We start from the raw sequence: 25429 nt of genomic DNA, 5'->3' as shown, positions 1-25429 counted from the left end.
GGAGCGGCTCAGCGCCAGCAGGGCGCCAGGTAGGTGTCGTACAGCCAGCGGGCCAACGGGCGTTCCCCCAGCGTGAGTCGGGCGCTGCCGGTCCGCTCCGCCGGGGGCTCGGCGGTGGTGAGCGGGTAGGCGGCGGCGGGCAGCGTCAGGCGGGTGCCGGACACGGGGACGAAGGCCGAGAGCGGTGCGGTGGTGGCCGTGCTCCGCTCGGACCCGAGCACGGCCTCGCCGGTCGGGGTGTGTCCGGTCAGTCCGGCGCGGTAGAGGTGGACGGCCGTTCCCGCGTGGAGGGCGGAACGGTCGGCCTCGGGCGGCAGGAGCAGTTCCACCCGCCCGTCGTCCCGGACGGTGTACCCGCCGGCCACGGTCCAGGGCACGCGGACGAACAGCAGGGCGCAGACCACGGCGGCGGTGAGCGCGGTGGCCGACAGGGCGATCCGCCACCGGGCGGCGCCGGCCGCGCGGGCCGCACCGGCCGTGCGCACCGCGCCGCGCACCAGCAGCCAGGTCAGGTAGCCCGACGCACACAGCATCAGGACCGCTCCGGTGATGCCCGTCCGCTGGAGCAGCGAGGCGAAGGTGCCCAGCGTCGGGATCACGATGAACACGGGGGCGGCCATGCAGGCGAGGCCGAACGGGACGGCCCACCGCAGCCGCGGCAGCTCCGGCCGGTAGCGGCCGCCGTAGAGCAGCCGGGCGATCCGGTGGCGGGCGTCGGTCATCGCCCGGTCGCGCAGGTGCGGGATGTCCAGGTGGCTCATCAGCGCCAGGTAGCCGTCCAGCCGGACCGCCGGCAGCAGGTTGATCGCCCCGCCGAGGTAGCAGGTCGCGGCGAACAGCAGCAGCCCGTCCTGCCACCGGCCCGGCGGCGGGACGAGCGCGGCCAGCGCCGCGGAGCCGGCGACGACCCACTGGGTGGCGATACCGGCCAGGGCGACCCGGACGCGCTGCTCGTTGCCGGGCAGCCGCCAGCCGTCGGAGACGTCGCAGAAGAAGGCGGGCGACAGGTAGAAGAGCATCACGCCCATGCGGCTCGGCCGTCCGCCGTAGTAGGCGAGGACCGCCGCGTGGCTCAGCTCGTGCAGGGCGCTGGCGAGGAGCATGGCGACGAAGACGCCGGCGTACACGCTCGGCGGCAGGGGGCGTCCGAGGACCCCGGACAGTTCGGGGGCGAGCCCCGCCAGCGCCGCCAGGCCGCCGGCGGCGAGGAGCGCGCCGATGACGCCCCACCGCTTCAGCCCCAGCAGGGCCATGGCCGGAAGGACGCCGGACAGCAGCCGCTGCGGGTGGACGACGGTCAGCTGCACGGTCAGCGGCGGCACGATCTTCACCCGGGGAACCCGCCGGGGTGCGTCGCGGTCCGTGGCGCCGCCGTGGAACACCTTGGCCGTGACCAGTCGGCGCACCGCCGTGTCCACCAGGGCGGGGGTCCAGCGGGGGCCCAGGACGGCGGCCAGTTCCTCGTGTCCGCGGGTGCCGTCGGCGGCCTGGGCCAGCCGCGCCAGGTCCGCGCCCACCCGCAGGTAGCTCCCGCCGCGTTCGATGATCCACGGCGCGTCCCGGCCGATCGGCGGATGGACGGACACGCGGTCGGCAAGCCGGGGGCGGCGGATGTGCTCGCCGCCCGGTCCGTCGGCCTCCTGCGGGGCGAGGGCCGTATCGCTGGTCAAGGTCTCTCCCTCGGGTCGCCCCCGTCCCCGGCCGGGCCGGGGACGGGAGCGGGAGCGGGTGCCGGGACGCGGGGAGGGTTCCGCCGCGTCCCGGCACCGCCGGGTGTCATACCGTCAGGTGCTGCTCGGGTCGCTCAGGTGGCGACGATGATGCTGCCGATGCTGACGGTGGCGACGCTCCAGACGGCGTTGCTCCAGTTGATGTACGGGGCGTCCATGCCCTCGAGCTCCTGCATGTCGAGCTCCAGGTCCTGCATGCCCAGCTCCAGCTCCAGCGAGCTGTTGACGTTCTCCTGCACGGTGTTCTCCTCCTTCGTGACGATCGGGACGGTCAGTTCGGCTGCTCGGGTCGCTCAGGTGGCGACGATGATGCTGCCGATGCTGACGGTGGCGACGCTCCAGACGGCGTTGCTCCAGTTGATGTACGGGGCGTCCATGCCCTCGAGCTCCTGCATGTCGAGCTCCAGGTCCTGCATGCCCAGCTCCAGCTCCAGCGAGCTGTTCACGTTCTCCTGCACGGTGTTCACCTCCTCTCCGAAGGTCGGGACGGTCGGGGTCGTCCGGTCCACGTTCCGCACGCGGTGGTGGACCGGAAGTCTTCGGGGAGCGCGCTCAGGGTGCTCCGGGCCCGGGCGGGCGCACGGCCTCGCCGAGTACGGCCCTGACGTCGTCGAGCGTCAGGCCGCCCAGGGCGGGCAGGCCCGCTCCCCAGGTGCGGACCGTGCGCTGCGCGATCGCGTCCAGGTCGGCGGGGTCCGCGGTCAGCCGGTGCCCGACGCCCCAGTGCTCCAGCAGAGCGGCGATGCCGGCCGACGGATCGGCGGGCAGCGGCCGCGGCGCGGCGGACCGCAGCCCCTGCCACAGCCGTTCGAGCCGTTCGGCCGAGCCCAGTCGCCGGTCGCCCGCGGCCGTCCGCCGGAACAGCGCCGGGAGCAGGGCCGCGACGGCCGTCATCTTGCGGACGCCGAGGGCGGTGGACAGCTCGTTGGCGAGGTACCAGCCCCGCAGGGCGAAGGGATCGCGGTCCTGCTGCAGCCAGTCGCTGTGGGTCAGCGCACTGAGCCGGGCGACCGCGCCGCGGACCTGCTCGTCCGGGCCGTCGCCGACCGCCCGGTAGCCCAGGACGAGGAGCTGGTCGGCGACCGTCAGGGCGAGGGCGTCCTCACCCGGACGGTCCCGTGCGTCGCCCGCGTAGACCCCGGCCACCCGGAACAGCGCCTCCAGGACGCCCTCGACGACGAGTTCGGCGGGCAGTCCGGCCGTGGCCAGCGGATCGAGGACGGCGAGCTCCGGGGCCAGCGAACGGCCCGCCACCAGCCGCTTGCCCCGCTCCGTGTGCAGACAGGCGACGCGACTGACCTCCGCGCCGGTGCCGAGCGTGGTGGGAACGGCGAGCAGCGGCAGCCGCCGGGCCCCCTCCCCGGGCAGCAGGACCAGCCCACTGCGCTGCGGAGCGGTCAGCCGGGGGAGCGCCCCGGGGTCGCCCGCCAGGGTGGTCGCCAGCTTCGCCTGGTCCAGCAGGCTCCCCCCGCCGACGGCGGCGACCAGCCGGCCGGGGCCGTGCCGCAGGCGGTCGGCGAGCTCGACCACGGACTCCAGACCGCCCGGCCCGTCCAGCGGGACGACCTCGAGGACCGGCAGGGCCCGGGAGACCAGCGCGGTGATCGCGCTCCCGGTGAGCCGGGCGTCCACCAGCAGGACCGTGCCGGTCCCGGACGCCCGCCGGGCCGCCCAGTCGGTGAACTCCGCCGCGCCGTACAGCACGCGGGTGGGCTGCTGCCATCCGCCGGTCACCGGCCCCCTCCCGCCGGTGCGGCGAGGGTGGCGAAGAACGCCTCGGCGCCGCGGACGACGCAGTCCAGCAGCTCGTCCAGGTCCTCGTCGGTGTAGGTGAGCGCGGGGATGAGCTGGACGCCCTGCGGGCCGGGATGGACGATCGCACCGGCCTCCCGGACGGCCGCCACCAGGCCGGTGACGTCCTCCGCGGTCAGCGGCCCGCCGTCCGGGGCGGTGAAGCCGAGGTAGCGGAAGCAGCCGACGCCCCCGGTCACGGTCAGCCGGGGCAGCCGGTCGCCGAGGGACGCCAGAGCGGTGTCCAGCCGGGCGGACAGGCGGCGGCTGAGGGCCTCCGCGTCCAGCCGCCGCATCTCCTCCAGCGTGGCCAGGATCGCCGCGCAGGTCATCGGCGTGCCGGCCTGGGTCTCGGCGTGGACGAACACCGCGTCGGCGTCGGTGAAGACCGCGTCGACCCCGCGGGCGACCAGGACCGCGGCGGCGGCACAGGTGCCGTTGGTCAGCCCCTTGGAGAGGATCAGGAGATCCGGCTGCCGGGGCCACCGGCTGGAGGCGAAGTAGGGGCCGGTCCGGGCGAAGCCGGTGGCGACCTCGTCGGCGACCAGCAGGAAGCCGTGCTCCTCGCGCAGCCGCAGCAGCTCCGCGAGGAACCCCTCGTCGAGCGGCACCGCGCCGTTGCCCAGCACCGGTTCGACGACCACGGCGGCGATCTGCCCGCCCTGACGGGCGAACAGCGCGTGCAGCTCGTCCACCGCGTTGGGGCCGATGTGGCGGACCAGTCGCTGGTCCACCCCGTACATCCGCTGCCCCATGTCGTCACCGGAGAGCGCGAAGCCGCCGAAGGTGAGGCCGTGGTAGCCGGTCCGGAGGCCGACGACCAGGGTGCGCCGCGGCTCGCCGCGCAGGGCGTGCAGCTGGCGGGCGAGCTTCATCGCCAGGTCGTTGGCCGCACCGCCGGAGGTGGAGAACAGCACCCGGCTGAAGTGGTCGCCGCCGGACAGCTCGACCAGGGCCTCGGCGGCCCGGCGGGCGTAGCCGTTCTCGTAGCGGAACACGCTCAGGTACGAGGCGTCGCGGACCGCCCGGGCGATGGCGTCGGCGATGTGCTCGTTGCCGTAGCCGAGTGCGGTGTTCCACAGGCCACTGGAGCCGCAGAGCAGTTCGCGGCCGTCCGCGAGGCGTACCCGCACCCCCTGGGCCGAGACCGCGCACAGGTCGTCACGGCCGTGCCGGCTCGGGGCGAGCAGCGAGGGCCACAGGGCGTTCACGCGGCGACCTCCGCGACGAGCAGCACGTCGTGGTGCTGGTGGTCGGTCGGCGGGAGCGGCCGGCGGTCCGTCAAAACCAGCCCGGCGTCCGTCAGCTCGGCCTCCAGCCGCGCCACCGGGAGGACGCCGATCCGGGTGGTGCACACCGTGATCGGGGGCACCGCGGACTCCAGGGGGTGCGGGAAGACCGTCACCGTGCGCACGTCGGCGCCCTCGGTCCAGTGCTCGTACATGCGGAACCCCGTGCCGTCGGGAGCGTCGACCTCGATCACCTGCTCGCTGGTGGAGGTGCCGAAGTCGGCGACCTCCACCGCGGTGAGCAGGAACCTCCCCCCGGGCGCCAGGTGGCGGCGGACGCACCGGTAGAGGCCGGCCCGGCCGGCCGCGTCCAGCAGCGAGACGGAGGTCGCGCCGAGCACGATCGCCCCGAACTCCCGGCCCAGGTCGAAGTCGCTCATGTCGCCGGCGACGACGGTGCAGCGGCTGCGGCGGGTGGCGGGCACGGTCCGCAGGCGCTCCTCCAGGATCCGGATCATGGCCGGCGCCAGTTCGAGGGCGGTCACCTCGCGCCCCAGGGTGAGCAGGGGCATCGTCAGCCGGCCGGAACCGGCGGCCAGTTCGAGGACCGGGCCGGTGGTCGAGCGCGCCGCGGCGACCAGCTCCCGCACTTCGAGGGGCGAGGTGCCGGCGATCGCGTGGTAGACCGGCGCGCCCGCCTCGTCGTACAGGTCGTGGAGCTCGGCCGTGTCGCCGAGTTCGGCCAGCAGCGCGCCGGCCCGGCCGGGGAGGGTGGCCCTCGGGTCCGTGCTCACAGGGCGACCCCCGCCCGCTCGAAGAACCGCTGCACCGTCAGGAGGGCTTCCGGCCGGGCGTACCGGGCGGCCGCCTCGACGGACCCCTGGCACAGGAGCAGCTCGGCCAGTTCCCCCGCGGCGCGGTTGAGCGCGAACAGTCGGGATCCCTCGGAGGTGTAGAGGTAGGCGGCGTCGTCGGTCCACAGCACCAGGTGCCTGGCCGGTGCCCCGACCGGCTCGGCGAGGCCGTTCTCCGGCCGCAGGCGTCCGCCGAAGCCGGAGACGCGCACCCGCGGGATGCCGCGGGACCGCATCTCCCGCAGCGCGTCCACGGCCAGGAGGTACGCGCCCAGCCACGGCCGGCTCTGCAGCGCCGCGACGCGCAGCGCCTCGGGGACCGCGGTGGCGAGGGTGACGGCACAGGGGTGCGCGCCGGTGTTCGCCCGCTGCCAGGCGGTGTCCAGGCCCTCCAGGCCGTCGCCCAGCCGCCCAAGCGCCGAACCGTACGGGGAGACCGTCACCTCGCCGTCGGCCCGGACGTACAGCCGGTTCCGCGGGCCAGCTCCGTCCAGCGGCGCGCCCAGCCCCGGGAGGTCCGCGACCAGCAGCGCGGGATTCGCCAGGAACTCGGCGAATTCACCCTTCTCACGCGCGGTGTCGGCGTCCGCCAGCCACACCTCGAAATCCGTTTCGTCCGCGACGCGGACCAGCGTGGGCCCGATCACCGAAACGTACTGGCTGATGCTGTAATTCTGCACCTGGAGATAGAAGTCGTCCCCCAGGGACGCCTCGGCGTCGCATTCGCGGAAGGACCCGCCGTAGCCGGTCACGTTCTCGCCGAGGTCCATCCGGTCGCCCGGGGCGAATATCCGGTGGCGGCGGCCGTCCGCGGATTCCGCGCCGAGCATGTCCTGAACCTCCCCGACATGCCGGGAGTCCTCCAGGACGATGACCCGGCCCGGGCCCCGGCTGCCGGTGGCCCACGCCATCAGATCGCGCATCTCACCGCTCATCGTGTTTCCTCCGTGTCACTCAGGGCAGTGACGATCGTCCTGATCTGCTGCATGGCCGCCTTCGGCCCGCCGACATTCGCGACACCGGTCATGTTGACGACCACTTCGTCCACGCCGGAATTCCAGAACTCCCCGATCCGTTCCACGAGCTCGTCGGCCTCGCCCGCCAGGAAGGCACCGCCCTCGATCAGGGACCGCGCGTTCGCCAGCGGGTCGCCGCCGTCGACGTCGATCCCGGCGCGCCGCAGCATGTCGGCGTACTGCGGCGCCTGCATGTGCGCACCGCTGCCGGCCACCGCGACGGCCGCGGCGTCCTGGCCGGGCAGCGGCAGCGCCATCGGCACCATCGCGACCACCCGCGGCTGGGGACGGCCCGCCGCCTCGGCTCCCTCGCACAGCGCGGGGATCACCGTCTCCCGCAGGTAGGCCGCGGGCGTCAGCCAGGTGATGGCGGCATCGGCCACCCGGCCCGCGACACGCGCCATGCCCGGTCGCAGCACCCCGAGCCCGACCTGCACCTGGGGCGCGGGGGAGGGCGGAAGGGCGCCTTCGCAGTGGAAGTACCGGCCACGGAAGTCGAGTTGACGGCCCTGCAGCAGTCCGCGGACGACGGTGAGGTACTCCTCGGCCGCGGTCAGCGGGCTGGCGTAGGGCTCGCCGCGCATGGCGCGCTGCAGGTCGGGCCGGCCGGGACCGAACCCCGCGAGCACCGGGTGCCCGGTGGAGATCGCCAGCGAGCGGGCCTGCAGGGCCGCCTCGTAGGGATGGCGCAACGGCATGAGGCTGACCCCCAGCCCCGTCGGCACGCCGAAGCCGTTCCCCGCCGCATGGGCGAAGCCCTGGTGCGCCTCGACCGTCAGCGACTGCCCCTGCCACAACCGCGCGGCCCGGGTCCAGTGCACCAGCGCCGCGTACGGGGCCAGCTGTTCGGGTCGTCGCGGTACGAAGGGAACGAGGATGGAGAAGGATGGCACTGAATCACTCCGGGCATGACTGAATTACTCCGGGCAGGAATGGGAAGCCCGCCGGTTCGGGTCGGAGAACCGGGAATGACGGACCACAGGGCGGCAACGCGCGGCGAGGCGCGCCGATTCAGCCGGCGTCAGCGCCGGGAATCGACACGGGATTCACCGCGGGATTCAACGCGGGATTCAAGGAAGGAAACCGTTGCGGAGGGCGGGGAAACAGGCCCGCTGCCCTGATGGATGAACGGTGAAGGCTTTTGTCAGCCGCCTCGGCGGACGGCCGCCGGCCTGAAGGATGCGGCAGAGCCGAATTCTGGAACGAGCTGCATCGGATACCCCCGTGAACAGATGCATGCACAACAATGATCAAGACGTTAGCACACGCCTGCGATCCTGAGGAAACGGCGCCCTCCGGCCTTGGCTTCGTCTCTGAACTTTCTCCTCGAATCCGCCACAAAGGCCCGGGGCCGTCCCCGGCGCGGGCGGCGGCGGCCCGGACGGGACCCCGGCCGCGGACCGGGCCCGCCGACGTCCTCGCTGGAAATGCCGGAGGGGGCGGCGCACCCTGGTAGGGCGAAACCCACGAGGAGGCCGCCATGCACACACTCGTCGGATGGCACATCGAGATGGAGTTCCAGGAGGAGGGCGACCGGACGAAGGCGGTCGCGATGGTCCGGCTCTCGGACGGCACGGAGGTGCGCTCGCACGGCTTCAGCACCCGCCACCACGCCGACGCGCCCCAGCCCAGGGTCGGCGAGGAGGTCGCCGGGGCCCGCGCCCTGAACGACCTCGCCATGCAGCTCCTCACCAAGGCGCACGACGAACTCAAGGAGGGCTCACGCGCCCCCGACTACCCGCTGATGTGATCCCCGGGGCCCGCGCCTGAGCCCGAGCCCGAGCCCGCGCCGACACCCGCCGCCCCGGCCAGGTGACCGTCCCCGGCCGGGGCCGCACCCCTCACGGCCGGACGGGAGGCCCCCGCACCCCGCCGCGCCCGCTCCGCCCACCGCACGGCGGGCCCCATCGCCACGCCCGCCGCCGCGAACAGCCCGCCCAGCGCCAGCCACCCGGGCGCACCCCACGCCAGGACCAGGGTGGTGAGCAGCGCCGGCCCGAGCATCCGCGCCACGGCCACGCCCGTCCCGACAGGACGATCACCGAGCACCCTACGGCCTGTCCCTCCGCTCCCGCCGGGAGTTGCGCGGGCCGCCCGGAGGCCGGGCGGCCCGCCGCTCAGGCCAGCTCCGTCAGCGGCACCGAGGCGTCGGCCAGCGCCGCCGGGTCGACCGGGCGTCCGGACCGCACCAGCTCCCGGATCGGGTCGGTGACGTCCCAGACGTTGACGTTCATCCCGGCCAGCACCCGGTCCCCGGCCAGCCAGAACGCCAGGAACTCGCGGCCCGCGACGTCCCCGCGGAACACCACCCGGTCGTAGCCCCCCGGTTCGACGTAGCCGGTGTACTCCATGCCCAGGTCGAACTGGTCGGTGAAGAAGTACGGCACCCGGTCGTAGACGGTGTCCCGGCCGAGCATCGAGCGGGCGGCGACCTTCGGCTGGTGGAGGGCGTTGGCCCAGTGCTCGACCCGGATCGGCCTGCCGTAGAGCGGGTGGAAGGCGTTGGCCACGTCGCCCGCGGCGAACACGTCCGGGTGCGAGGTGCGCAGGTGCGGATCGGTGCGGACACCGTTGTCGACCTCCAGCCCGGCCGCGGCGGCCAGGGCGGTGTTCGGGGCGATGCCGACGCCGACCACCACCACCTCGGCGGGCACCCGGGTGCCGTCCCCGAGCAGCACGCCGTCCTCGCGGATCTCCGCCACCTGGACGCCGAACCGCAGGTCCACGCCGTGCGCCCGGTGCAGGTCGGCGAAGACCTGCGCCACCTCGCGGCCGAGCACCCGCAGCAGCGGCAGTTCGGCGACCTCCAGCACGGTGACCTCGCACCCGGCGGTCCGCGCGGCGGCGGCGGTCTCCAGACCGATCCAGCCCGCGCCGATCACCGCGACCCGCCGGCCGGCCCGGAAGTCCTCCTTCAGCCGCTCGCAGTCCCCGACCCGGCGCAGGTACCGCACCGACGGGCCCTCCCCGCCGGGCACCTTCAGCCGCCGCGGCGAGGCGCCGGTGGCCAGCAGCAGCGAGGCGAAGGCGACCCGCTCACCGCCGTCGAGGGTCACCGTCCGGGCGGCGGGGTCGATGCCGGTGACGGCCGTGCCCAGCCGCAGGTTCACCTGGTGCTCGGCGTACCAGCCCTCCGGGTGGACGAAGATCTTCTCCCGCTCGTCCTTGCCCAGCAGGTAGCCCTTGGACAGCGGCGGACGCTCGTACGGGCGTTCCCGCTCCTCGCCGATGAGCACGATCGGGCCGCCGAAGCCCTCCTCGCGCAGGGCCTCCGCCGCCTTCGCGCCCGCCAGGCTCGCGCCGACGATCACATGGGGGGTGTCCACGCCCGTCTCCTTCCCGCGTTCCACGCCGCTCGTCCTCACGCTCGCTCGCCACGCTTCCTCCCCGGTGGCGCCCGACCCATCACACCCGAGACACCGCCCGCCCGCGAGGCGCACCACGCCGGGATCACCCGTGGCACCTAGGCTGATCAGTGCCAGACCGGAAGGAGACGCTCGGATGGGTGAACCGACGGCCCGGGTGCGCTGCGTGGCGGCCGCACCGTGCTGGGTCAGCCTGATGGCCCGCGACCTCGACACCGCACGGGCCTTCTACGGCCCTCTGCTCGGCTGGACCTTCGAGCCAGGGCCGGACCGCTTCGGCCCGTACCTGCGGGCCGTGGTCGAGGGCGTCGAGGTGGCCGGCATCGGCGTGGTGGCGGGGGACTGGCAGCCCCCGGTCGCCTGGACCACGTACTTCGGGACGGAGAGCGCCGACCGGGCCGCCGAAGGCGTCCGCGAACGCGGGGGCACCCTGGCCGTCGGCCCGCTCGCCTTCGACGCCGGACGGATCGTGCTGGCCGCCGACCCCGGGGGCGCCGCCTTCGGCATCTGGGAGGGCGACCTCGGCGAGGACAGCTGGACGGCCACCCCCGGTGCACCGGTCTGGATCGAGCTGCGCACCGCCGACCCGTTCGCCGCCGCCCTCTTCTACGGCGAGGTCTTCGACTGGGACCGCCGCGAGCCCAAGCACTTCGAGGTGCGGTACGAGCACGAGCGCGTGGTGCTCCGCTCCGAGGGGCGCAGCGTGGCGGCGCTGCGCGGGTCGATCGGGACGCCCCCGCACTGGGAGGTGTTCTTCTCGGTGGAGGACACCGACGCGGCGGTTCGGCGCGCGGTCGAGCTCGGCGGCGCGGCAGTGGGGCAGCCGTCGGACACCCCGTACGGCCGGGTGGCCCGGCTGCGGGACAGCGAGGGCGGGTTCTTCTCGGTGATCAGCTCCCAGCCGCGCTGAGCCCGGCCGGGTTCCTCACCCCGCGAAGAGGCGGTGCACGGCCTCGGGGAGGTCCTCGGGGGCGGTGACCGGCCGGTGGAACTCGAAGCGGGCGTCGAGCATCCGCCCGTCCTGCTCGCCGAACAGCCGCAGCCGCAGGCCGTACCGGTCCATGGCGACCGGGCTGACCGCCCGGAGGTTGCCGGCGCCGCGCCAGGAGGTCAGGGCGGCCGGGCCGTCCAGGGCGCCGGCGGCGAGGTTCCACAGGTGGTCGGGGTGGGCGGCGGCGAGGTGCTGGAGCAGGACGGCCTCCTCGGCGGCCACCGGGTCGGGCTCGGCGGCGGTGAAGGCGTCCAGGCCGACGCAGCACTCGGTGCCCCGGAGGTCGTCCACGGCCAGGTGGTCGAGCTCGAACCGGAGCAGGGTGAGGCCGTCGGCCGGGTGGCGCGGGAAGAGGTGCTCGATCCACGCGTCGGTGACCGGTCCGGTGGTGCTGAGCCGGCCGTGCGCGTGCACCCGGCCGCGGATGCGGTGCGGCAGGGCGACCGGGGCCACGTCCACCGCCTCCAGTTCGGCGGGCACCTGGTCCTCGGGGGCGAGGGCGACGATCCGCAGCAGCGCCGAGGACCGCTCCACCAGCAGCGCCAGCGCGCCGTCCGGCAGCACCGTGCACTCCACCAGCGGCGCGATGCCCGGACGGGCCCGCAGGTCGGCGCCCGGGACGTCGACCACCACCGACGAGGCGAACTCCAGCAGCGTACGGGCCCGTTCGGCGCCGCTCGGGGCGGGCCCGGCGCGGTGCGCGGGCCGGTCGGCGACGGGGACGGACTGCTTCTCGGGCTGGGACATCCAGAGCCTCCCTCTTTGGTTAGGTGAGCCTAACCTAATGGGATGGCGCTCGTGAAGTGCCCGGCACCTCGCAGGCGCGCCGACATGCCCGCAGCCGGCAGGCGTCGGGGCCTGCCGGCTGCGGGGCGGGATGGTGCGGGAAGGGGGTTGTCAGGCGTTCCGGGCGCCCAGCATCCGCAGGACCAGGACGGCGTACCGGCGCCCGAGCTCCTCCGGGGACTCGCTGCTGCGGTCGGTGTACCAGCGCGAGACGTCGATGCCCAGGGAGGTGACCGCGCGGGCCGCGGTGCGGATGTCCGGGACGTCGAAGGCGCCGGCCGCGACGCCGTCGGCGATGATCCGCCGGACCGTCTCCTCGATCCGGATCCGCAGCTCGGCCACCTCGGCGAAGGCGTCCTCGGGCAGCGCGTGCAGCTCGTTGTTGACGATCCGTCCGACCGTGTGGCCGCGGGCGTGCCACACCGTGAAGTCCTCGACCAGGCGCCGCATCCGTCCGACCGGGTCGCCCTCCGCGGCCTCGGCCCGCTCGACCAGGTCCAGGGTCGCGCGGTGGCCGGTCCGGCTGATCTCGGCGAGCAGGGCGGCCTTGGACGGGTAGTGGATGTACAGCGCGGCCGGGCTCATCCCCGCGGCGGTGGCGATGTCCCGGGTGGTGGTGGCGTGGTACCCGCGGCCGGCGAAGGACTCCACCGCCGCGAGCAGCAGCCGCCGGGCGGCCTCGGCGCGCTCTCCGGGCCACAGGTCGGCGGTCGCTTGGTCGGTCATGGCGTCAATCCTCGCAGACGGATCAAGGCCCGGACGGCCGGGGCTGTTGACAGTGTGGCCCGTCGCCAAGATGCTAAGCAAGCGCTTAGTCACACATTTCCCGGAGCGTCGAAAGGCAGGGCGATGACACCCTCGTTCAAGGGCCAGGTGGCCGTGGTCACCGGAGCCAGCCGGGGCATCGGCCTCGGCATCGCACGCGCACTGGTCGAGCGCGGCGCCAAGGTCTGCATCACCGCCCGGAGCCCCGAGCCGCTGGCCGAGGCCGTCCGCGACCTCGGCGGGCCGGAGAACGCCATCGCGGTGGCCGGAAAGGCCGACGACGCCGCCCACCAGGAGGAGGCCGTCGCCCGCACCCTGGAGACGTTCGGCCGCCTCGACCTGCTGGTCAACAACACCGGCATCAACCCGGTCTACGGCCCGGTCCTGGACACCGACCCGGACGCCGCCGCCAAGATCCTCGCGGTCAACGTCCTCGCCCCGCTGGCCTGGACCCGCCGCGCCCACGCCGCCTGGATGGGCGAGCACGGCGGCGCCGTGGTCAACGTCGCCTCCATCGCCGGCATCCGCACCTCCGCCGGCATCGGCATGTACGGCGTCAGCAAGGCCGCCCTGATCCGCCTCACCGCCGAGCTGGCCGCCGAACTCGGCCCCGACATCCGGGTCAACGCGGTCGCCCCCGCCATCGTCAAGACCAAGTTCGCCGAGGCCCTGTACGAGGGCCGCGAGGAGAAGGTCGTCCGGGCGTACCCGCTGCGCCGCCTCGGCCTGCCCGAGGACGTGGCCGGCGCCGTGGCCTTCCTGCTCTCCGCCGACGCCGCCTGGATCACCGGCCAGACCCTGGTCGTCGACGGCGGCGTGACCCTGGGCGGCGGCCTGTGAGCGGGCCCGCCACCGTGACCGGACAGGGCGTGGTGGTCACCGGCGCCGGCCACGGCATCGGCGCCGCCCTCGCCGAGGCCTTCGCCGCCGAGGGCGCCCGGGTCGTGGTCAACGACCTGGACGCGGAGGCCGCCCGCGAGGTCGCCGAACGGATCGGCGGAGTGGCCGTCCCCGGCGACGCCGCCGGCGCCGAGGGCGTGGCCGAGCTGATCACCGCCGCCCGCAGGGCCCTCGGCTCCATCGACCTGTACTGCGCCAACGCGGGCATCGCCACCTCCGGCGGCGCCGACGCCGACCCCGCCGCCTGGGAACGGTCCTGGGAGGTCAACGTGCTCGCCCACGTCCGGGCGAGCCAGCTGCTGCTCCCCGACTGGCTGGAGCGCGGCCGCGGCCGCTTCCTCGCCACCGTCTCCGCCGCCGGGCTGCTCACCATGCTCGGCTCCGCGCCGTACGCGGTGACCAAGCACGGCGCGCTCGCCTACGCCGAGTGGCTCGCCGCCACCTACCGCCACCGCGGCATCCGGGTCCACGCCCTGTGCCCGCAGGGCGTCCGCACCCGGATGCTGGACGGCACCGGCGACCTGGGCAAGGTCCTGCTCGCCCCGACCGCCATCGAACCGGCCGAGGTCGCCGAGGCCACCCTCAAGGCGATCGCCGAGGAGCGCTTCCTGATCCTCCCGCACCCCGAGGTGGCCGACTACTACGCGGCCCGCGCCACCACACCCGACCGCTGGATCGACGGCATGAACAAGCTCCAGCAGGCCATCGAGCACCAGCGGCCCGACGCCGCGCACTGAACCCACCCACACGATCGGACCCGACCGCCGCCGGCCCGGCCCGCGCGGTCGGGTCCACCGGAAGGAGCACCCATGAGGGCATGGCAGGTCGGCGCGCTGGGCGAGCCGCTGGAGGCGATGGCACTGGCCGAGGACCTCCCCCGGCCCGAGCCCGCCGAGGGGCAACTGCTGGTCCGGGTCCGGGCCGCGGCGGTCAACTTCCCCGACGCGCTGATGGTCCGCGGCCACTACCAGGTCCGGCCCCCGCTGCCGTTCACCCCCGGCGTCGAGCTGTGCGGCGAGGTGGTCGACGGCGAGCGCGCCGGGGAGAGGGTGATCGGAACCGCGCTGCTGCCCGCCGGCGCCTTCGCCGAGTACGCGCTGATGGACGCCCGCGGCGCCTTCCCCGCCCCGGCCGCCCTGGACGACGCCGAGGCCGCCGCCCTGCACATCGGCTACCAGACCGCCTGGTTCGGCCTGCACCGCCGCGCGGCGATCCAGCCGGGGGAGACCCTGCTGGTGCACGCCGCCGCCGGCGGGGTCGGCAGCGCCGCCGTCCAGCTCGGCCGGGCCGCCGGGGCCACCGCCATCGGGGTCGTCGGCGGAGCCGAGAAGGCCGCCGTGGCAAGGGAGTTGGGCGCGGACCTGGTGATCGACCGGCAGCGCGAGGACTTCGTCGGCGCGGTGAAGGAGGCCACCGGCGGGCGCGGCGCGGACGTGGTCTTCGACCCGGTGGGCGGGGAGGCGTACACCGGTTCCACGAAGTGCGTCGCCTTCGAGGGCCGGATCCTGGTGGTCGGCTTCGCCGGCGGCACCATCCCCGCACCCGGGCTCAACCACGCCCTGGTGAAGAACTACGCGATCCTCGGCCTGCACTGGGGGCTCTACAACACCCACGACCCCCGGGCCGTCGGACGCGCCCACCGCGAGCTGACCGAACTCGCCGACAAGGGCGCGGTCCGCCCCCTGGTCAGCGAACGCCTCCCGCTCGACCGCGCCGCCGACGCCGTCCACCGCGTCGCCGCCGGCACCACCACCGGCCGCATCGCCATCCTCCCCTGACCGGGGTCTTCGCGCTGGCGGGCTTTCAGGGCGCGTGGGGCACCTCCCGGCCTTCGGCCGGGAGGTGCCCCACGCGCCCCTATCGGTTCCCGCTCCCGCTACGCAGGCAGGTCCACCAACTCGGCCAGCAGCGTCCGGTGGTGGCCCGGGGTGCCGAGGGCGATCTGGTCGGCCTTGGCGCGCTTGAGGTAGAGATGGGCGGGGTGTTCCCAGGTCATCCCGATGCCGCCGTGCAGCTGCACGCACTCCTCCGCCGCCCGCACCGCAACCGCCCCGCAGTACGCCGCGGCCACCGCGACCCCCACCGCCGCGTCCGCGCTGCCGGTCGCCAGGGCGTCCGCCGCGTACCGTGCCGCCGCCCGCGCCCCGACCACCTCCAGCCACAGGTCGGCCAGCCGGTGCTTCAGCGCCTGGAACGACCCGAGCGCCCGCCCGAACTGCCGCCGCTCCTTGAGGTACGCCACCGTGGTGTCCAGGCACCACTCGGCGATCCCCAGCTGCTCGGAGGCGAGCAGCCCGGCGCCGGTGAGCAGTGCTTGCCGTACCGCCTGTTCGGCCGCCCCGCCGACGGCCAGCCGCCGGGCGGGCACGCCGTTGAGGGTCACGTCGGCGAGCTGCCGGGTGAGGTCCAGCGAGGTGCGCCGGACGATGCCGAGCCCGGCGGCGCCGGCCTCCACGGCGTACAGCGCGGCCCCCTGCCCGCCGATCGCGGGTACCAGCAGCAGCCCGGCCGGCAGGGCGTCGGCCACCGAGGTGACGCGTCCGTTGAGCGTCCCTGCGCTGTCGACCCGGACGGTGGCGGGGAAGGCGGCGTCCGGCGCGGTGGAGAACGGGACGGCCAGGGCGGCGGCGCGCTCCCCGCCGGCGATCCGCGGCAGCAGCGCGTCCTCGGGGCAGGCGGTGAGCAGGGCGGTGGTGGCGAGCACCGCGCTGCCCAGGAACGGGACGGGCGCGGCGGCCCGCCCCAACTCCTCCAGCACCACGGCGGTCTCGCGCAGGCTCGCCCCGGCGCCGCCGAGCTCCTCGGGCACCTGCAGCCCGGTCACGCCGAGCTCGCGGGCCAGCGCCCGCCACAGCGCGGGGTCGTACGGCTCGGGGCTCTCGCAGCGGGCCAGGACGGCCGCGGGCGGGCAGCGGTCGGCGAGCAGGGCACGGAGGCTGGAGCGGAGTTCCTCCTCGATCTCGGAGTAGAGCAGATCGCTCACCGGGGCAGCTCCTTCCAGGGCAGGTCCTTGTCGGTCCGCGGTTCGGCGGGCAGGCCGAGCACCCGCTCGGCGACGATGTTCCGGAGGATCTCCGAGGTGCCGCCCTCGATGGAGTTGCCCTTGGCCCGCAGGTAGCGGTAGCCGGCCTCGCGGCCGGTGAAGTCGACGAGTTCGGGCCGCCGCAGCGTCCAGTCGTCGTACGCCAGGCCGTCCTCGCCGAGCAGTTCGACCTCCAGGCCGCTCAACTCCTGGGCGAGGCGGGCGAAGGCGAGCTTCATCGCGGCGCCCTCCGGGCCGGGCTGGCCGACGGCGAGCTGCTGGCGCAGCCGTTCGCCGGTGAGCCGGGCCACCTCGGCCTCCACCCAGGCCTTCAGCAGGCGCTGGTGGAGGTCGGGGGTGCGCAGCTCGGGCCGGGCGCGCCAGGTCTCGGCGACCACGCCGACCATGCCGCCCTCGCGGGGCGTGGCCTGGCCGCCGATGGCCACCCGCTCGTTGTTGAGGGTGGTCTGGGCGACCTGCCAGCCCTCGCCGACGCCGCCGAGCCGGTGCGTGTCGGGGATCTCGACGCCGGTCAGGAACACCTCGTTGAACTCGGCCTCCCCGGTGATCTGCCGCAGCGGGCGGACCTCAACCCCGGGGTGGGTCATGTCGCAGACGAAGTAGGTGATGCCGCGGTGCTTGGGCACGTCGGGGTCGGTGCGGGCGATCAGGATGGCCCAGCGTGCGGTGTGCGCGGTGGAGGTCCACACCTTCTGGCCGTCGACCGTCCAGCCCTCGCCCTCCCGGCGGGCCCGGGTGCCGAGGGCGGCGAGGTCGGAGCCGGCGCCGGGCTCGCTGAACAGCTGGCACCAGACCTCCTCGCCGGTCCACAGCGGCCGCAGGAAGCGCCGCTTCTGCTCCTCGGTGCCGTAGCGGAGGATGGTCGGGGCGGCCATGCCGAGCCCGATGCCGATCCGGCGGGGCTCGTTGTCGGGGGCGCCGGCGGCGGCCAACTCCTCGTCCACCACGGCCTGGAGGGGCCGCGACGCGCCGAGTCCGCCGAGCCCGACCGGGAAGTGCACCCAGGCCAGCCCGGCGTCGAACCGGGCCCGCAGGAAGTCCAGCCGGTCGGTGTCGGAGGGGTCGTGCTCGGCGAGCAGCCGTCTCGTCCGTTCCCGCAGTTCGGACTCCATCTCAGGCCTCCCGGGTGCGGTACCGCTTGAGCTCGCGGCGGGCCAGCGAGCGGCGGTGCACCTCGTCCGGGCCGTCGGCGAGCCGCAGCGTCCGGTTGCCGGCCCAGAGCTGGGCGAGCGGGCTGTCCTGGCTGACGCCGGCGGCGCCGTGCGCCTGGACGGCCTTGTCGAGGATCCACTCGACGGCGGCCGGCACCGCGATCTTGATGGCCTGGATCTCGGTGTGCGCGCCGCGGTTGCCGACGGTGTCCATCAGCCAGGCGGTCTTGAGCACCAGCAGCCGGGCCTGCTCGATCCGCACCCGGGCCTCGGCGATCCACTCCTGGACCACGCCCTGGTCGGCCAGCGGCCGGCCGAAGGCGACCCGGTCCAGGGCCCGCCGGCACATCAGCTCCAGGGCGCGCTCGGCGACCCCGATCGCCCGCATGCAGTGGTGGATCCGGCCCGGGCCCAGCCGGGCCTGGGCGATGGCGAACCCGGAGCCCTCCTCGCCGATGAGGTTTCCGGCCGGCACCCGGACGTCCTCGAAGAGGATCTCGGCGTGCCCGCCGTGGTCGGCGTCCTCGTACCCGAAGACGGTCATCCCGCGGACCACGGTGACGCCCGGGGTGTCCCGGGGCACCAGGATCATGCTCTGCTGGCGGTGCGGCTCGCCCCGCGGGTCGGTCTTGCCCATGACGATGAACACCCGGCAGTCCGGGTTCATCGCCCCGGTGATGTACCACTTGCGGCCGTTGACCACGTACTCGTCGCCGTCCCGCTCGATCCGGGTGGTGATGTTGGAGGCGTCCGAGGAGGCCACCTCGGGCTCGGTCATGGCGAAGGCGGAGCGGATCTCGCCGGCCAGCAGCGGCTCCAGCCACTGCTTCTTCTGGGCCTCGTCGCCGAACTGGGCGAGCAGCTCCATGTTCCCGGTGTCCGGGGCGGCGCAGTTGAGCGCGGGCGGGGCCAGCAGCACCGAACGGCCGGTGATCTCCGCCAGCGGCGCGTACTGGAGGTTGGTCAGGCCGGCGCCGAGTTCGCCGGGGAGGAAGAGGTTCCACAGGCCGCGGGCCCGGGCCTGCTCGCGCAGCCCGGCGACGACCGGCGGGATCGCCCAGCGGTCCCGTGCGGGGTCGGCGAGTTCGGCGGCGAGCTGCGGCTCGGCCGGGTACACGCACTCGTCCATGAAGGCACCGAGCCGCTCGCGCAGCTCCTCGGTGCGGGCGTCGTAGGAGAAGTCCACGGTCAGTGCTCCTTCGGGGAGTCGAGGGATTCCAGGCCGAACTCGACGAAGGCGGGCACCAGTTCGCCGACCCGGTCGAAGCCGCTGCCCACCGTGGCACCCCGGGTCCACCGGTAGTGGATGCCCTCCAGCACCACGGCGAGCTTGAACGAGGCGAAGCCCACGTACCAGCCGAGCCGGGAGACGTCCCGGCCGGAGCCGACGGCGTACCGCTCGACCAGCCGGGCGCCGCTCGGGAAGCCGGGGGCCAGCGCGGCCCCGGGCAGCACCCCGTCGAAGCGGCGGGCCAGCTCGGTGTACATCACCAGCAGGCCGAGGTCGGTGAGCGGGTCGCCGACCGTGGACATCTCCCAGTCCAGGACGGCCCGGATCCGGTCGTCCTCGCCGACCAGCACGTTGTCCAGCCGGTAGTCGCCGTGCACCAGGGCCGGCGGAGGGGAGTCGGGCAGGGCCTTCGCCAGGCGCTCCTGGAGCTCGTCGATGCCGGCCACCTCGCGGCTGCGGGAGGCGGCGAGCTGCTTGCCCCAGCGGCGCAGCTGCCGCTCCAGGAAGCCCTCCGGGCGGCCGAAGCCCTCCAGGCCGACCGCCGCCACGTCCACCGCGTGCAGCTCGACCAGGGTGTCCACCAGGTGCAGCCCGAGCGCCCGCACCCGCGGCTCGCCGAGGGCGGCCAGCGCCCCGGCGTCGCGGTGGGCGGTGCCGGTCACGTGCTCCATCAGGTAGAAGGGCGCGCCGAGCACCGCGTCGTCCTCGACCAGCAGCAGCGGGCGCGGGGTGGGCACCGCGGTGGGGTCCAGGGCGTCCAGGACGCGGTACTCCCGGGCCATGTCGTGGGCGGTGGCCAGAACGTGGCCGAGCGGGGGCCGGCGCAGCACCCGGCGGGAGGAGGCGTCCTCCAGCAGGTAGGTCAGGTTCGACCGGCCGCCCTCGAACAGCCGGGCCCGCAGTTCGCCGTCCACCCCGCCGGGCAGGTCGCGGTCGAGCCGCTCGCGCAGCCGGACCAGGTCGAGGCCGGGCGGCGCCTCGGGGGTATCGCTCATGGGGAGTCCTCACGGGTGCGGATGTCTCTGACTAAGCGCTTGCTTAGCATCCAGCCGCGGGACCGCCCTGTCAACGACGGCGAGCGGCATGTGCACCCGTGGGGAGGGGACCCGGCCCCGGAACGCGCCGAGCCCGGCCGGTGGGGGCCGGCCGGGCTCGGAGCTGGAATCCGCTATGCGGGGTGGGGCGTCAGTGACCGCCCGCGTCCACCACCTCGACGTCCTCGATGTTGCGCTCGATCGCCTCGGAGGGCAGCGCGACCCGGATCGCCCAGAAGTAGACGGCCAGGGAGAACACGGTCACCACGGCCATGTCCCACCACATCGGCAGGTTGCCCTGGCCGCCGAAGCTGCCCTGCCAGGAGGTGACGCCCAGGCCGACCAGGTAGACCGGCAGCCACTGCGCGGCCTTCCACTCCATCTTCGGCGCGTTCGCCAGGCCCTTGCGGATGGCGTACGCCGCGTAGCCGCCGAGCAGCACGTAGCCGATCAGGATGGCCACGCCCAGGCGGGCCAGGGTCTCCCAGCCGGCCCAGTAGATGATCAGGCTGGACACCACGAACGACAGCGGGGCGATCACCTGACCGCCGGGCAGGCGGTACGGGCGCTCGTGGTCCGGCAGGCGGCGGCGCAGCGCGCCGAACGCGAGCGGGGCGCCGGCGTACATCAGCACGCTGGCCGAGACGATGAAGCCGACCAGCTTCTGCCAGTCCGGGAACGGCGCGAAGCAGACGATGCCGGTGACGAACGACATGATCAGGCCGAACCACGGCACGCCGCGCTTGTCGGTGCGCTCGAAGATCTGCGGCGCGTAGCCGTTCTTGCTGAGGCCGTAGGCGATGCGGGAGGTGGAGGTGGTGTAGATCAGGCCGGTGCCGCCGGGGGAGATGATGGCGTCCACGTACAGCACCCAGGCCAGCCAGCCCAGGCCGATCAGCATGGCCAGACCCGCGAACGGGCCGCTGATGCCCTCGAAGTCCAGGTTCGCCCAGCCCGTGCCGAAGGTCTCGGCCGGCAGCGCGCCGATGAAGACCACCTGCAGCAGGACGTAGATCAGGGTGCCGATGGCGACCGAGCCCAGCACCGCGCGGGGGATGTCCCGCTTGGGGTTCTTGCTCTCACCGGCCAGCTGGATGGCCTGCTCGAAGCCCAGCAGGGCGAAGATGATGCCGCTGGCGCTGACCGCGGTGAGCACGCCCTTCACACCGAACGGCGCGAAGCCCTGCGAGGTGAAGTTGGAGCTGTGGAAGTTGGTCACCGCCAGCACGAAGATCAGCATCAGCGGGACGCCGATCTTCAGCCAGGTGGTGATGCTGTTGGTCATCGCCAGCACCCGGACGCCGAGGAAGTTCACCCCGACGAACAGCGCCATGAGGATCACCGCCACGACCATGCCGCTGATGGTCAGCGTGCCGTCCTCGTGGAGGAAGCCCTTGGCGAACTCCCAGTGCCCGGCGTACCCGATCATGGCCTCGACCTCGATCGGCGCCACCGTCGCGGCCTGCAGCCAGGAGAACCAGCCGAACGACATGCCCGCGAGGCCGCCGAAGGCGTAGTGCGGGTACCGGGCGGTGCCGCCCGCCACCGGGAACATGCCGCCCAGCTCGGCGTGGACGAACGCCAGCAGCACGATCGCGACCGCGCCGATGCCCCAGGAGATGATCGCCGCCGGGCCGGCGGTGACGACGGCGTTCTTGGCGCCGTACAGCCAGCCGGAGCCGATGATCGAGCCGACGGAGGCCCACATCAGGCCGATGAGGCCCATTTCGCGGCGGAGTGTGGGGCTGCCGCCCGAGTTCCCGCCGGTGGGTGGCGCGGCGGAAGGGGCGAGCTGGTCAACGGAAGCCATGTGTGGGGTGGCCCTCTCGATGGAATTTTGGCAGGTGCTGAGAGTTGCCCAAGGCTAGGCGGACGACGGCCGTCCGCAACAGATCACGAATCCGAATAGTTATATTTCCCGGCCCGCGTTCACCGTTGCTGCACAAAGCCCGTGAGGTCGACATCGACGCAGGTCACAAGCATCTTCACGGGAATTTGAGCATTTCTTGAGACTTCCCGGAAATCGGCATCGGTTCCCACCCCGCTGCATAGTGATAACCCGACGGCGCCGGAATTTCAACGCCGCCGCCGGGTACTCGCCGGTAGACATACGGTCACAGGCCGGGCGCCGAGAAGCCGTGGAGGAACCAGAACGCGGCCGTGTACCAGAGCACCACCACCGCGCACACCAGCGCTCCGCCCGCCACCGGCAGCGCCCAGCCGGGCAGCCGCCGGTGCCGCACCACCAGCACCTTGGCGACGAACGCCCCGTACAGGAAGCACCCCGCCACCGAGTGCAGCGCGGTCCGGGTACTCGTCAACTGGACGCCGTACGCGACCAGGCACTGCTGCGCGATCGGCAGCGACAGCAGGAACGCCGCCAGGCCGGTGAGCCGGTGCGCCGCCCGGACCGGGGGCCGGGCGGCCGGCACCCGCGGGATCCGGCCGTACATCCACAGCGCCAGCACCACCTGCACCAGCGCCAGGCCCAGCAGCGCCGTGCCCAGCTGCGCCTTCAGCCGCATCGCGTCCGTCCCGCGCTGCCCGAACAGCGCCCGGTCGTACTGCGGGGTGTGCGCCCGCCCGTACCAGAACAGGACGGCGAAGACCGCCACCGGCAGCAGGGCCCACAGCAGGCCGAGCAGCCGGTGGCGGCCGGAGGGTTCCGCCCGGTGCACCACGTCAGCCGCGCACCTTGTCGCCGACGGCGTCCACCGCGAACCAGTCGGAGCCGCCGTAGCCCGCCCCCCGGCCGTTGGTGTCGCCCGGCTCGGCGTCGCCCGCGTACCGGTAGAGCGGGTGACCCTTGTACAGCACCTGGTAGCTGCCGTCGGTGCGGACGCTGGCCCCCAGCAGGCCGTCGTCCACGCCCTGGCCGGCCACCGGCGGGCCGGCCGTGGTCAGCGGGATCCACTCCTCGGTGCAGTCCTCGTAGCAGGTGGACTTGGTGGAGGTGTCGCCGTCGAACAGGTACAGCGTCCGGCCGCGCTCGTCGACCAGGATCTTCCCCAGCCCCTCGGTCTCCGTCATCGCCACCGTCGTCCCCGGCCCGGACGGGAGCGCCACCGCGCCGGCGTCCGGCGCCCCCGCGGAGGCCGACGCCCCGGGCGCCGGGCTCGCCGCCCCCGGCGAGGCCGCGGCAGCCGTCGCGTCCGGAGCCGTACCGGCCGCCGCGTCCGCCGGCCCGGAGGCGGGCGCCGCGGCGGTCGCCGAGGCCGGCGCGGACTCCGGGGCGCTCGCCGGCGCGGACTCCGGGGCCGCTCCGGCCGGCGGGGCCGCCGACTCCGGCGCCGGCGGGATCGGGTTCGGCACCGGTGGCGCGGCACAGCCGCTGACCGCGGCGAGGAGAAGTGCGGCGGCGGCCACCGGGACGGCGGCCAGCCCACGGCTGCGGCGGGTCCGGATCATCAACGGCTCCTTGGGGTCGGGCGGATGTCCCTTCCACTAGCGCCCCCGCCCGCGCCGCCGGCCACTCCAGCGGCGGCCGGCTCGGCGGTTGGAGGGACACCGATGCCCTGGACGGACCACCCGCGTGGCGACCGCCCCCGGGCTGCCCCCGCCCCCGTGAGGTCCGTACGACACGCTCCGGGTCCCGGCGGACACTGGAAGGATGACGTCACCCGCCATCAGGGTGTCCGGTCTGACCAAGCGCTTCGGCCAGGTCGTCGCCCTCGACCACGTGGACTTCGAGGTCCCGCCCGGCACGGTCTTCGGCCTGCTCGGACCCAACGGCGCCGGAAAGACCACCGCCATCCGGATCCTCACCACGATCCTGCGACCCACCGACGGCCGGGCCGAGGTCCTCGGCCACGACGTGGTCGCCCACCCCACCGCCGTCCGCCGCCTGATCGGCCTGGCCGGCCAGTACGCGGCCGTCGACCCCAACCTCACCGCCCGCGAGAACCTGGTCCTGATCAGCCGGCTCACCCACCAGCCCGCCGCCTCCCGCCGGCCCCGAGCCGCCGAACTCCTCGACCGCTTCGACCTCGTCGACGCCGCCGACCGCCCGGTCCGCACCTACTCCGGCGGCATGCGCCGGCGGCTCGACATCGCCGCCGCCCTCGTCCCGCGGCCCCCGGTGCTCTTCCTGGACGAGCCCACCACCGGACTCGACCCGCAGAGCCGCGGCGCCCTCTGGCAGCTGATCCGCGAACTGGTCGCCGCCGGCACCACCGTCCTGCTCACCACCCAGTACCTGGAGGAGGCCGACCGGCTCGCCACCCGGGTCGCCGTCCTCGCCGAGGGCCGGATCGTCGCCGACGACTCCCCCGGCGTCCTCAAGGAACGCCTCGGCCGGACCGTGATCGAACTCGCCATGGGCGACGAGACCACCGCCACCCACGCCGCCGGCGTGATCAACGGCCGGATCGGCCGCACCCCCGAGGCCGAGGGCGCCCTCCTCCGCCTGGCCGCCCCCGACGGCTCCCTGCTGCTGATGAGCGTCCTGCACGCCCTGGAGGACGCCCGCCTCACCCCGCGCACCATCAACGTCCGCGAGTCCAGCCTCGACGACGTCTACCTCGCCCTGACCGGCCGCCGCACCGGGAGCACCCCGTGACCACCGGGAGCACGCCGTGACCACCGCATCCGCCGAAACCTTCGGCCGCCGCCTGCTCGGCCCCGCCCGCGACGGCCTCGCCGTCACCGGCCGCAACCTGATCGGGCTGCGCCGGGTACCCCGGCTGCTGATCTTCTCCACCATCCAGCCGCTGGTCTTCGTCCTGATGTTCCGGTACGTCTTCGGCGGCGTGGTCGGCGCCGCACTCGGCGGACTTCCGTACGTGGACTACCTGATGCCCGGGGTGTTCGTGCAGGTGGCCGTGTTCGGCGCGATGAACACCGCGATCGGGCTGGCCACCGACCTGCAGACCGGACTGATGGAACGCTTCCGGTCGCTGCCGATGGCCCGCTCGGCGGTGCTCTCCGGGCGGACCACCGCCGACCTGATCCGCAACGTGTTCGTGGTCGCGCTGATGACCGCCGTCGGCTTCGCGGTGGGCTTCCGCATCCACACCGACCTGGGGGCGTTCCTCTGCGGCGTGCTGCTGGTCCTCGCCTTCGGCTTCGCCATGTCCTGGGTGTTCGCGGCGGTCGGCCTGGCGGTCAAGGACCCGGAGACCGCCATGGCCGCCTCCTTCCCCGTCCTGGCGCCGCTGGTCTTCGCCTCCTCCGCGTTCGTCCCGGTGGCCACCATGCCCGGCTGGCTCCAGGTCTTCGCCGAGCACCAGCCCGTGACCGTCTCCGCCAACGCCGTCCGCGCCCTGGTCCTCGGCGGCCCCACCGCCTCCCAGGTCTGGCAGGCCCTCGCCTGGGACATCGGCATCATCGCCGTGTTCGCCCCCCTCGGCGTCTGGCTCTACCGCCGCGCCGTCTAACCCACCAGGGCGGATCCCCTACGAGAGCGGGCAACTCAGGGGCGCGTGGGGGCGCCCCCCGGCCGGAGGCTGGGGGAGAACTGCGCGAGCCCGGAAGCCCGCTCACGTAGAGCCGCCCGGCTGCCGATTGCCCGCGCGTGGAAGTCCTTCGGGTCCCCAAGGTTTGCC

Annotated in this window: 25 protein-coding genes; 7 read left to right on the top strand and 18 right to left on the bottom strand. The window is 74.3% G+C overall.

Annotated features, from left to right (window positions below):
* Positions 1–8 precede the first annotated feature (8 nt).
* The 8 genes from mpaP to ABWK59_RS08415 all read right to left on the bottom strand — a co-directional run bounded on the left by mpaP (position 9) and on the right by ABWK59_RS08415 (position 7441).
* The gene (gene mpaP, locus ABWK59_RS08450; protein ID WP_354639248.1) at positions 9–1670 is read right to left on the bottom strand and encodes a daptide biosynthesis intramembrane metalloprotease; all 1662 of its coding nucleotides are present in this window, start codon (positions 1668–1670) and stop codon (positions 9–11) included.
* Between the two features lie 134 nt (positions 1671–1804).
* Entirely contained in the window at positions 1805–1969 is a 165-nt protein-coding gene (locus ABWK59_RS08445) for a hypothetical protein (protein WP_354639246.1), read from the bottom strand.
* Positions 1970–2023: 54 nt separating this feature from the next.
* Entirely contained in the window at positions 2024–2239 is a 216-nt protein-coding gene (locus ABWK59_RS08440; protein WP_354639244.1) for a hypothetical protein, read from the bottom strand.
* A gap of 43 nt (positions 2240–2282) precedes the next feature.
* Positions 2283–3464, bottom strand: coding sequence for a daptide-type RiPP biosynthesis dehydogenase (gene mpaC, locus ABWK59_RS08435; RefSeq protein WP_354639242.1), 1182 nt, complete (start codon positions 3462–3464; stop codon positions 2283–2285).
* Positions 3461–4732 (bottom strand): daptide-type RiPP biosynthesis aminotransferase, encoded by a 1272-nt coding sequence (mpaD, locus tag ABWK59_RS08430; RefSeq protein ID WP_354639240.1) that lies wholly within the window; start codon positions 4730–4732, stop codon positions 3461–3463. Before mpaD ends, mpaC begins: the two co-directional genes overlap by 4 nt.
* Positions 4729–5544, bottom strand: coding sequence for a daptide-type RiPP biosynthesis methyltransferase (gene mpaM / locus ABWK59_RS08425; RefSeq protein ID WP_354639239.1), 816 nt, complete (start codon positions 5542–5544; stop codon positions 4729–4731). The genes mpaD and mpaM overlap by 4 nt, the downstream gene beginning before the upstream one ends.
* On the bottom strand, positions 5541–6539 hold the full coding sequence (mpaB, locus tag ABWK59_RS08420; protein ID WP_354639238.1) for a daptide biosynthesis RiPP recognition protein: 999 nt from the start codon (positions 6537–6539) through the stop codon (positions 5541–5543). Before mpaB ends, mpaM begins: the two co-directional genes overlap by 4 nt.
* Entirely contained in the window at positions 6536–7441 is a 906-nt protein-coding gene (locus tag ABWK59_RS08415) for an LLM class flavin-dependent oxidoreductase (protein WP_354639237.1), read from the bottom strand. The genes mpaB and ABWK59_RS08415 overlap by 4 nt, the downstream gene beginning before the upstream one ends.
* A 659-nt stretch (positions 7442–8100) precedes the next feature.
* Between ABWK59_RS08415 and ABWK59_RS08410 the strand changes: the two genes are divergently transcribed.
* On the top strand, positions 8101–8370 hold the full coding sequence (locus tag ABWK59_RS08410) for a DUF1876 domain-containing protein (RefSeq protein ID WP_354639235.1): 270 nt from the start codon (positions 8101–8103) through the stop codon (positions 8368–8370).
* 367 nt (positions 8371–8737) lie between these two features.
* On the opposite strand, the gene ABWK59_RS08405 is transcribed toward ABWK59_RS08410, so the two are convergent.
* Entirely contained in the window at positions 8738–9946 is a 1209-nt protein-coding gene (locus ABWK59_RS08405) for an NAD(P)/FAD-dependent oxidoreductase (RefSeq protein ID WP_354639234.1), read from the bottom strand.
* A gap of 175 nt (positions 9947–10121) precedes the next feature.
* Between ABWK59_RS08405 and ABWK59_RS08400 the strand changes: the two genes are divergently transcribed.
* Complete coding sequence (locus ABWK59_RS08400; protein ID WP_354639232.1) at positions 10122–10895, top strand: VOC family protein; 774 nt, start codon at positions 10122–10124, stop codon at positions 10893–10895.
* A gap of 15 nt (positions 10896–10910) precedes the next feature.
* Here ABWK59_RS08400 and ABWK59_RS08395 read toward each other — a convergent pair whose 3' ends face one another.
* Both ABWK59_RS08395 and ABWK59_RS08390 read right to left on the bottom strand, forming a co-directional pair.
* Positions 10911–11723 (bottom strand): DUF2470 domain-containing protein, encoded by an 813-nt coding sequence (locus tag ABWK59_RS08395; RefSeq protein ID WP_354639231.1) that lies wholly within the window; start codon positions 11721–11723, stop codon positions 10911–10913.
* 150 nt (positions 11724–11873) lie between these two features.
* Complete coding sequence (locus tag ABWK59_RS08390; RefSeq protein ID WP_354639230.1) at positions 11874–12488, bottom strand: TetR/AcrR family transcriptional regulator; 615 nt, start codon at positions 12486–12488, stop codon at positions 11874–11876.
* Between the two features lie 123 nt (positions 12489–12611).
* Between ABWK59_RS08390 and ABWK59_RS08385 the strand changes: the two genes are divergently transcribed.
* From ABWK59_RS08385 to ABWK59_RS08375, 3 genes are all read left to right on the top strand, one after another.
* Positions 12612–13367, top strand: a complete 756-nt coding sequence (locus ABWK59_RS08385; protein WP_354639229.1) for an SDR family oxidoreductase — start codon at positions 12612–12614, stop codon at positions 13365–13367.
* The gene (locus tag ABWK59_RS08380; protein WP_354639228.1) at positions 13364–14164 is read left to right on the top strand and encodes an SDR family oxidoreductase; all 801 of its coding nucleotides are present in this window, start codon (positions 13364–13366) and stop codon (positions 14162–14164) included. Before ABWK59_RS08385 ends, ABWK59_RS08380 begins: the two co-directional genes overlap by 4 nt.
* Before the next feature lie 72 nt (positions 14165–14236).
* The gene (locus ABWK59_RS08375; RefSeq protein WP_354639226.1) at positions 14237–15205 is read left to right on the top strand and encodes an NADPH:quinone oxidoreductase family protein; all 969 of its coding nucleotides are present in this window, start codon (positions 14237–14239) and stop codon (positions 15203–15205) included.
* Positions 15206–15303: 98 nt separating this feature from the next.
* On the opposite strand, the gene ABWK59_RS08370 is transcribed toward ABWK59_RS08375, so the two are convergent.
* The 7 genes from ABWK59_RS08370 to ABWK59_RS08340 all read right to left on the bottom strand — a co-directional run bounded on the left by ABWK59_RS08370 (position 15304) and on the right by ABWK59_RS08340 (position 23294).
* On the bottom strand, positions 15304–16410 hold the full coding sequence (locus ABWK59_RS08370) for an acyl-CoA dehydrogenase family protein (protein WP_354639224.1): 1107 nt from the start codon (positions 16408–16410) through the stop codon (positions 15304–15306).
* Positions 16407–17582, bottom strand: coding sequence for an acyl-CoA dehydrogenase family protein (locus ABWK59_RS08365; protein WP_354639222.1), 1176 nt, complete (start codon positions 17580–17582; stop codon positions 16407–16409). The genes ABWK59_RS08370 and ABWK59_RS08365 overlap by 4 nt, the downstream gene beginning before the upstream one ends.
* Position 17583: 1 nt before the next feature.
* Positions 17584–18807: an acyl-CoA dehydrogenase family protein gene (locus ABWK59_RS08360; protein ID WP_354639221.1), complete on the bottom strand. Its 1224-nt coding sequence runs from the start codon at positions 18805–18807 to the stop codon at positions 17584–17586.
* A 2-nt stretch (positions 18808–18809) separates the two neighbouring features.
* Positions 18810–19847 (bottom strand): phosphotransferase family protein, encoded by a 1038-nt coding sequence (locus tag ABWK59_RS08355; RefSeq protein ID WP_354639220.1) that lies wholly within the window; start codon positions 19845–19847, stop codon positions 18810–18812.
* Positions 19848–20037: 190 nt separating this feature from the next.
* A complete protein-coding gene (locus ABWK59_RS08350; protein ID WP_420492747.1) occupies positions 20038–21696 on the bottom strand; it encodes an APC family permease in 1659 nt (552 codons plus the stop codon).
* Between the two features lie 304 nt (positions 21697–22000).
* Positions 22001–22567 carry a DUF6529 family protein gene (locus ABWK59_RS08345; protein WP_354639216.1) on the bottom strand — a complete coding sequence of 189 codons (567 nt, stop codon included), beginning with the start codon at positions 22565–22567 and terminating at the stop codon, positions 22001–22003.
* 1 nt (position 22568) lies between these two features.
* The gene (locus tag ABWK59_RS08340; protein ID WP_354639214.1) at positions 22569–23294 is read right to left on the bottom strand and encodes a hypothetical protein; all 726 of its coding nucleotides are present in this window, start codon (positions 23292–23294) and stop codon (positions 22569–22571) included.
* 202 nt (positions 23295–23496) lie between these two features.
* Here ABWK59_RS08340 and ABWK59_RS08335 point away from each other — a divergent pair, with 202 nt between their 5' ends.
* On the top strand, positions 23497–24444 hold the full coding sequence (locus tag ABWK59_RS08335) for an ATP-binding cassette domain-containing protein (RefSeq protein WP_354639212.1): 948 nt from the start codon (positions 23497–23499) through the stop codon (positions 24442–24444).
* A gap of 16 nt (positions 24445–24460) precedes the next feature.
* A complete protein-coding gene (locus ABWK59_RS08330) occupies positions 24461–25261 on the top strand; it encodes an ABC transporter permease (RefSeq protein ID WP_354639211.1) in 801 nt (266 codons plus the stop codon).
* Positions 25262–25429: the final 168 nt, after the last annotated feature.

This window comes from Kitasatospora sp. HUAS MG31 (assembly GCF_040571325.1).
GTDB classification, from domain to species: Bacteria; Actinomycetota; Actinomycetes; order Streptomycetales; family Streptomycetaceae; genus Kitasatospora; species Kitasatospora camelliae.
Note: the sequence above shows the minus strand (reverse complement) of the source record. Positions and strands in the feature narration are given on the sequence as shown.